This window comes from Mycobacterium asiaticum, from assembly GCF_001673315.1.
GTDB classification, from domain to species: domain Bacteria; phylum Actinomycetota; class Actinomycetes; order Mycobacteriales; family Mycobacteriaceae; genus Mycobacterium; species Mycobacterium asiaticum_B.
Genome location: NZ_LZLQ01000098.1, coordinates 115,370 through 122,818, shown reverse-complemented (window position 1 = coordinate 122,818; position 7,449 = coordinate 115,370). Strand labels below are relative to the sequence as shown.

The following is a 7,449-nucleotide window of genomic DNA, read 5'->3' as shown; positions in this document are numbered from 1 at the left end:
GCTTAGCCGCTATTTACTACGCAATCCTGCTGGCAGTGGTCGGCCGACTGGACGACGCGGCGGTTCGGGTCGCTGACGGCATCGCGCAGGCCCGCCGGCAGGGCAACGCGATGGTCCTCAATTTGTGGACCGCCATCAGCGGGGTCATTCACCTCGCGGCGGGCCGGTTGTCAGCGGCCCGCGACGCGGCCGAGCCTCTGCCGTCGCTCCAGCCGACGGGCGTGAGCGAGCCGGACCTGCTGCGAATCGTGATCATGGCCTCGGTGGCGGTACGCACGGAGGACCGAAACATGTTGCAGCAGACGACGAATGCGGCGCGTGATGCGTACGAAACCGGTTCACCTGCCATCCGTCGAGGAGCGGCGTATGTGCTTGCGCTGGCAGCGTGGCAGCGCAACGACGTTCATGAAGCGGTTCGCTGGCTCGGCGGCGATATAGCACTTCTCGGAACACCGCTACAGGTCTATGCCTTGGATCGGCTGATCTTGAGTGCGCGGGTCGCCTCGACCGCCGGTGATGCAGGTTTGCGGGCACGGGTCCTGCAGGCCAGCGAGATGCTGGAACGTGAAGGCCCGGCAGTGCCGTTGCTGGCAGCGGTGAGCGGGTATGCGCGCGGGATATTGGGACGTGACGCTCAAGCATTGGTGGCTGCCGCAGACGGGCTTCGTGCGTCTTCGCGGCCACTGCTCTACGCGAGCGCAGCCGAGGACGCCAGCTGCGAACTGGTGCGCGCGCAGCGTAACGCCGTGGCGCTGGACCAACTCAATGCGGCCTTCGACACCTACATTGCGTGCGGGGCGACCGCGGATGCCCGCCGGGTCGGCCGCGCGTTGCGCGGGCTGGGTGCAGAACGACGCATCGTCGCCCACCCCCGCGCAAAGACCGGCTTAGACAGCCTCACCGACTCCGAACTCACGGTCGTCAATCTGATCGCGCAGGGCGCCACTAACCGCTCCGTCGCCGCAGAGCTGCATCTGTCTCCCCACACGGTGAAAACCCACGTCCGCAACGCATTTGCCAAACTGGGCATCACCTCGCGTGCTCAGTTGGCAACGTTGCTGCGCGGCGCTGACTGACGAAACTGACGACTACGGCCCCAGGACGGGGTCGCACTTAATACATCCATTTCACCGACAGCACATCGACCGTCGGCCGATGGTATCGCGTTGTCCGCACGAACCGCAGTACACAACGTGCCCCACGAAATAGCAAGCGGGAGGGCAGGTCTTAATACACCGACAAGAGCAACGCGCGCCGTAATCAATACGGGGCAATATTTCAGGACCCCGGGGCGCACGGCGCTTCTATTAATTGCCTGTCCGATAAGCACCGTCGTCGTTGCCTCAGGCACACAGTCGAGTACGTCGCTGCCGCAACTCATTCGCCGATCGGATTGACCAGTCCGTTAAATGCCGGGCACTAGGTATACACCGGTTCGGCCCTAAAGATCACCCCCTAGGCGATGGTGACGCCGGTCTCTCGCTAGCAAGGTAGTTATTGAGCCCCGGATCACCGCGACTGTCACTACTTGAACAGGAACGGGGGCCGGGGAGCAAGCGCAGAGGAATTGAGAAAGAGATGACAAGCACTGTGTGGGGAATGTTGATGATGCTGCCCGTGGTATTCGGCGTCAGTGGGTTCGTGTTGGTCAACCGACGACCATGATCACTCGAAAAGGACAGCGGGCCGCCGTCGGCACTTTGGGATGTTCCGTCAAATCACCTCGGGATGCCGCCGCCCTCGCCCCGCCGTCTGCAGGTCACAGGAGCCACTACATCGGTGCAACACGAGGAGCGATACGGTGAACGGGCACAGCGTGAGTGCGGCTCACGAGAAAGTCCTCAAGGCATCGGCGGGACACGGATACGTCAGCGCCAACGGACACCGCCAACGTGCGCCTGGAGTACTCACAGAGAACGCGTCTGATAAGGGGTCACTCTTGACGGGCAAAACGAGCCCACCCGGCCCCGGGGACAACAACCGGGATTCTGGGACGCCGACGCCCAACGAACAGGAATCGACGCCGAATGTTCCCTCCCCGCCGCTGATTTCATCCGATTCGCGCAGTTCGGACAGCACCGGCGCAGCCGGACGCGGCGAAAGCGACGGCGGAGAAGCCGCGCGTGCAGTTCTACTGGCCACCAAGCTGCACGTCCCGGCCGTCGGCGTCCAACTCGTCCACCGGCCCGCCCTGTTCGACGCACTGTCTGCGGGGCGCGGTTGCAAGCTGACCCTACTGAGCGCACCGGCGGGTTGGGGAAAGACGACACTGCTGTCTCAGTGGGCCGTCGGTGTGATCGGTGACGAACGAGTTGGCTGGCTGTCGCTTGATCCCTCGGACAGCGACCCGGTGTGGTTTTGGATGTACGTGATCGCCGCGTTGCAGAAGATAAGTCCCGAGGTGGGTGTTCGAGCGCTGGAACTGCTGGCGATGGGTGCGGACCCAGTCCAGGTGACTTTGCCGATCCTGCTGAATGATCTGGATGCGATCGATGGCCCGATGGTGCTGATCCTCGATGACTACCACCTCGTCAAAAGTCGAGCGGTCCACGAGCAGGTTGCGTTCTTTGTCAGCCGGATGCCGGCGAACCTGCACCTGGTGCTGGCCACGCGATCGGATCCGATGTTGCCGTTGGCTCGGCTGAGAGCAAGCGGTGAACTTACCGAAATGCGTGCCGACGATTTACGTTTCGGGGCGGGTGAGACCGAGCAACTGCTGAACGATGTCCTCGGATTGAGGCTGGATAAAGCAGATATCGAGCTACTGCACCAACGCACCGAAGGGTGGGCTGCAGGCCTTTACCTTGCCGCACTCTCGCTTGCCGGGCGGCCCGACACCGCCGCATTCATCAAGACCTTCGCGGGCGATAACCGTCACATCGTCGACTACTTGATGGCCGAGGTGCTCGACGGTCAGCCGGCGCCAATCCGCAATTTCCTGCTGCGCACCTCGGTGTTGGGGCGGCTCAACGGTCCGCTGTGCGACGCGGTGCTTCAAATGTCCGACTCGGCCTCGGTCTTGGAGACCATCGAGCGCGAAAACCTCTTCGTGGTGCCACTGGACACGTCACGGCACTGGTATCGGTACCACCAGCTCTTCGCAGAGCTGCTGCGCACCGAACTACGTCGCAGCGAGCCCGATCTGGTTGCCGACCTGCACCGACGAGCCGCAGCGTGGTTCGAAGCCCAGGGCCTGATCGATGAAGCGGTGCGCCATCTCATCGCTGGCGGTGACGTCGAACGTAGTGCTGAACTGATCGCCGCGGACTGGGTGAACGAGTTCAATGGAGGCGGCGTGTCGACGGTGTCCGGGATGCTGGACATGCTGCCCGAGAAGGCCGTCCTTGAAGATCCGCGGCTGAGCCTGGCCCGCGCCTGGATCGCGCTGAGTGTTGGCCAACTCGATGACGCCGCTGAGTGGATCGAGGCGGCCCAGGCCGGATCTGGGGCCGGTGCGGCGGACAGCGGCGCCATCAGCGCTCAAGTTGTCGTGTTGCGTGCGGTTCACTCCTTCAAGACGGCTGAACTCGCCAGGGCGCTCGAAGAGGCTCGCCAAGCAATCACACTCGATCTGGGCGAAGCGCCGCTGGGCCGATCAAGCGCCTACTGCATATACGGGTCAGCGTTGTACTTTTCGGGCAGCACCCGGGAGGCGCAAGCCAGCTTCCGGCGCGCCGTGCAGCAAGCCGAGAAGGTGGATGATCGTCGCGCCCGTAGCTACGCGTTGGGTTATCTGGCGCTGATCTCGGCCGAAACCGGCCGGCCCGCAGACGCCGAACACCTGATCCGCCGGGCGTCAGGCAGCTCCCGGGACTTGGCGGATGCCGAGCATCTCGTCGACGCGATGGTGTCGCTCGCCACGGCCGAGCTCCTCCGGATGAGGGGTGACATAGCTGCGGCGGTGGTTACCGTCGACATGGCCGTCAGACTGGCCCGCCAAGGTGGAGCAATCCTCGAAGTAGCGAAAACGCTGGTGGTGCGGGCGGAAATCTACAACCACCTCGGCGACCACCAGACCGCAAAGACGAGCCTCGAGGAGGCCGGCACGCTGTTGCGCGATTGCGCCGATGCCGACCTCGCCTCGACGCTGCTGCCTTTGGTCGAGCGCAACACGGGTGTCGCGGTGGCGTCGCGCCTTGAGGGGTGCACGGTCGACGAGGAGCTGACGCCTAAGGAGCTCGAGGTTCTTCGCCTGCTCGCCACCCGGCTCTCGCGACGCGAGATCGGTGAGCGGCTCTATGTCTCGCTGAACACCGTGAAGACGCACCAGCGGGCCGTGTATCGCAAGCTACGCGTTGAACATCGCGGTGCGGCGGTCAGCCGGGCGCGAGAACTGGGCCTTTTGTAAGCCTGTTGTAATTCGTCTCTCGGCATCGAGCCAGATGCGGTGCGCAGGAACGGTCATGTCCGACGACGTCCCCCGCGTAATCACCCAGGTATCGGCTTGCGTCCGCACTGCGACTCCAAGGCCGGTCCAGCACAATCACCCGGGTGATTCACTGACCCGGGCGATGACAATCCACCCCGACACGGCCAGGATATGCCCATGGCAATAACAGTTGACCGCCTAGCAGGCGGCGACTCGCATCTCGCTGACGCGGAGACCACCGGCATCATTGCGTGCCGCGAAGGCGTTGCTTCGACGCGTCTGCACCATGGGCGCCAACAGATCTCGACTCTGTCCCTCACCCTGACCGGACTGGCATGAGAACCAGTACGCCCGCAATTTCGGGCCGCCGGTCTATCCCCCGTACTCGGCCTGCCGCGGTCACCGGCACCGGGCCGATCATCCTGCGTGCCCTTGCGCTGCTGACGTCCTGGGCGATGGGATTGCTGGTTGCGGCTTGGGTCGTTCCCCGAGTTTCGTTGTCAGTACCGGGCTTTGCCATCGCCGTAGGGATGTTCGCTTCAGCGCAGGCGATACTGTCCTTCCCAATCCTGAAGCTGCCCCATCGATATGCGTCGTTGCTGCTCGGGGCTACCGGTCTGGCATTGACGATCGTCACCTTGGTCCTCACGTCGGCATGGACGCACGGGCTCGCTATTGAAGGCATGGCCTCTTGGGTGGCCACAGCCGTTGTGGCGTGGCTCGTAACAACGATCGGGGCTATTGCGTTGCCCGAGCTGCTGATCCGCGACGGGCATCCAGGTAACGACGAAGGGAGCCGTGATGGGTGACACGAATGCCGACCCGACTGACCACTCCCGGACCACACAACCGCATGCGGGTATAGCGATGAAAGACAATTTCTTCTGGCCCGGGTTGATTCTGTTCGTGGTAGCGACGGCCGGATTGATCAGCACGGCGGCCACCGCCGCCTACCGGCATTACGAATGGCTTGCCACCACTGTCCTTATCTCCGTTCTGGGCACCGTCGCCGGGGCGCTGTGGCTAGTCATCGAGAATCGTCGGGTGACGTGCATCGATGCGCAGTGGGACGGAAGGCATTCACCGCGCGCACGGGGAGCCTCTTAAAAAATGCCGGCCAGCCGCCGCCAGGGAGACCGGAAGGGAGCCAGGACATGCCCGTTGGCTTCGACAGCCGAGAGGTCATCGTGAGATCCGACTACGACATCACGAGTCCGCAGGCGAATCGTGCACTGGCGCAAGCTCGCCCGAGAATCATTTCCGACGAGGATATGGCGTGGTTGCTGGTCGATGCCGTGCAGTCATGCCTGACTGGTTATGAGCGCACGATATTTTTCGCCGAATTAGGCTGCGGGGAAGGTTTTCTCGCTATCAAGCGAATCCTCAACGCCGTCCTGTCCGCCCGCAGGGCGTTGTCGGTGGCGATACTCTCGAAACTGGCCGGTTGGCTGAATGGCCACGCCGGTAACCCAGACGAGCCGCGCCTGCGCATTATGCTTTCCCTCATCCGCCTGCAGCAGATCGAGGCGGCTTAGATGCGCAAGCGTCGACAGGCAGGCGATGCTCCGTCGGTTGTGATCGTGGGTAGTGGGTTCGCCGGATTCGAATGCGCACGGCGGCTCATATCCTTGCTACGCCGTCACCGATCGCCCGCGACCGTCACTCTCATCTCGCCAGTCGATTACCTGCTGTACACGCCGCTGTTGCCGGATGTCGCCGGTGGCCTGATCGACCCGCGTTTCGTCACGATTCCGTTGAGCGACAACTTGCCTGACGTGCGGCTGATCCGCGGTTACGTCGACACAATCGACTTCCCGGCACGAACCTTGTGCTTTCGTGATCAGGAGAACGCCACCCAGGAGTTGGCATGGGATCGGCTCGTTCTTACCCCCGGTTCGATTACTCGTCGCTTCGACATTCCCGGCCTCACCGAGCATGCCCGCGGTCTGAAGTCGATCGCCGAAGCCCTCTATCTGCGTGACCACATCCTCGAACAGTTCGAGCTGGCTGCCATCGACGCCGACCCGCACCGGGCGCAGGCACGCAAAACCGTTGTGGTGGTGGGAGCGTCGTATTCGGGCACCGAACTGATCGCGCAGCTCTGCGCGATGGCTGAGGCAGCCGCGCGCAAGTTCGGCTCCAGTCGAAGCGAAATTCGACTGATCCTGGTCGAACGGTCGGGCCGGATGATGCCCGAAATCGGCTCACGGCTCGCAGCGAAGGCACAACGCGTGCTGCGGCGTCGCGGCGTGCAGATCCGAATGGGTGTAACCCTCAATGAAATTGGCCCAGATTACGTTGTTCTCACCGACGGCACTCGCATCGGCACATATACCGTGGCCTGGGTGACCGGAGTGGTGGCCAGCCCGTTGATCGCAACGCTGGGTCTGCCGACCGAGCGGGGCCGGCTCAAGGTTGGCGCCGATCTCAGTGTGCCCGCCATGCCGGGGGTGTTCGCCGGCGGTGACGCAGCCGCGGTTCCCGACGCCACCACGGCCGGGCACATCACCCCGCGGACCGCACAACACGCCAGCCGCCAGGGAAAAACGTTGGCTGTCAACGTCGCCGCCAGTCTCGGTCACGGGGCCGCACGCGACTACCGACATCGCGATCTGGGCACGGTAGTCGACCTCGGACCTGGCTTTGCGGTGGCCAATCCACTCAACATCCACATGTCGGGCCTGCCGGCCAAGCTGGTCACACGCGGTTACCACCTCTACGCGATACCGAGCGCCGCGAACCGCTGGGCCGTTTTCACGGCATATCTGGCCGGGCTCTTGTTCCCGCGTCCCTTGGTGTCACTGGGCGTAGCCCCGTCCTCCATCGCGCGATTCTCGGTTAGCGAAGAGTTTGATCTTCCCCGGGACACCGTTGCGGACTAGCGCTGCCGGTTATTGCCAACTCCCCTGGACGAATTCACGCCGTTGCAGTGCTGCGCCTACCAGATCCGCCTGTCCCGCTTTTTCGCCGCGCCATCTATCACCCGGGTGAGTGAGGGCGGTGGGCGAGGACAGTTCACCCCTCCGCGCGCCATGCTGTTGGTCTACAGCTGCGCAGCTGTTTCCAGTGCCCTCAGCCCA

6 protein-coding genes and 1 pseudogene are annotated in these 7,449 nt (G+C 63.5%); 6 read left to right on the top strand and 1 reads right to left on the bottom strand.

What is annotated here, in order from left to right; all coding sequences use genetic code 11:
• The coding region (locus A5636_RS15820) for a helix-turn-helix transcriptional regulator (protein ID WP_172827249.1) at nt 1-1,076 on the top strand (1,076 nt) is incomplete at its 5' end.
• A gap of 2,351 nt (nt 1,077-3,427) precedes the next feature.
• Here the strand turns inward: A5636_RS15820 and A5636_RS27900 are convergent.
• Nucleotides 3,428-3,523: pseudogene (locus tag A5636_RS27900) on the bottom strand (hypothetical protein); the annotation flags it as partial.
• 321 nt (nt 3,524-3,844) lie between these two features.
• On the opposite strand from A5636_RS27900, the gene A5636_RS27895 reads away from it, so the two are divergent.
• The 5 genes from A5636_RS27895 to A5636_RS15795 all read left to right on the top strand — a co-directional run bounded on the left by A5636_RS27895 (nt 3,845) and on the right by A5636_RS15795 (nt 7,251).
• Nucleotides 3,845-4,348 carry a response regulator transcription factor gene (locus A5636_RS27895; protein WP_437339837.1) on the top strand — a complete coding sequence of 168 codons (504 nt, stop codon included), beginning with the start codon at nt 3,845-3,847 and terminating at the stop codon, nt 4,346-4,348.
• A 356-nt stretch (nt 4,349-4,704) separates the two neighbouring features.
• On the top strand, nt 4,705-5,178 hold the full coding sequence (locus A5636_RS15810) for a hypothetical protein (protein WP_437339835.1): 474 nt from the start codon (nt 4,705-4,707) through the stop codon (nt 5,176-5,178).
• Nucleotides 5,171-5,476: a protein UsfY gene (usfY, locus tag A5636_RS15805; RefSeq protein ID WP_172827247.1), complete on the top strand. Its 306-nt coding sequence runs from the start codon at nt 5,171-5,173 to the stop codon at nt 5,474-5,476. Before A5636_RS15810 ends, usfY begins: the two co-directional genes overlap by 8 nt.
• Before the next feature lie 47 nt (nt 5,477-5,523).
• Nucleotides 5,524-5,904: a tryptophanase gene (locus A5636_RS15800; RefSeq protein ID WP_253900602.1), complete on the top strand. Its 381-nt coding sequence runs from the start codon at nt 5,524-5,526 to the stop codon at nt 5,902-5,904.
• Complete coding sequence (locus tag A5636_RS15795; protein ID WP_065159569.1) at nt 5,905-7,251, top strand: NAD(P)/FAD-dependent oxidoreductase; 1,347 nt, start codon at nt 5,905-5,907, stop codon at nt 7,249-7,251.
• The last annotated feature ends 198 nt before the right edge of the window (nt 7,252-7,449 follow it).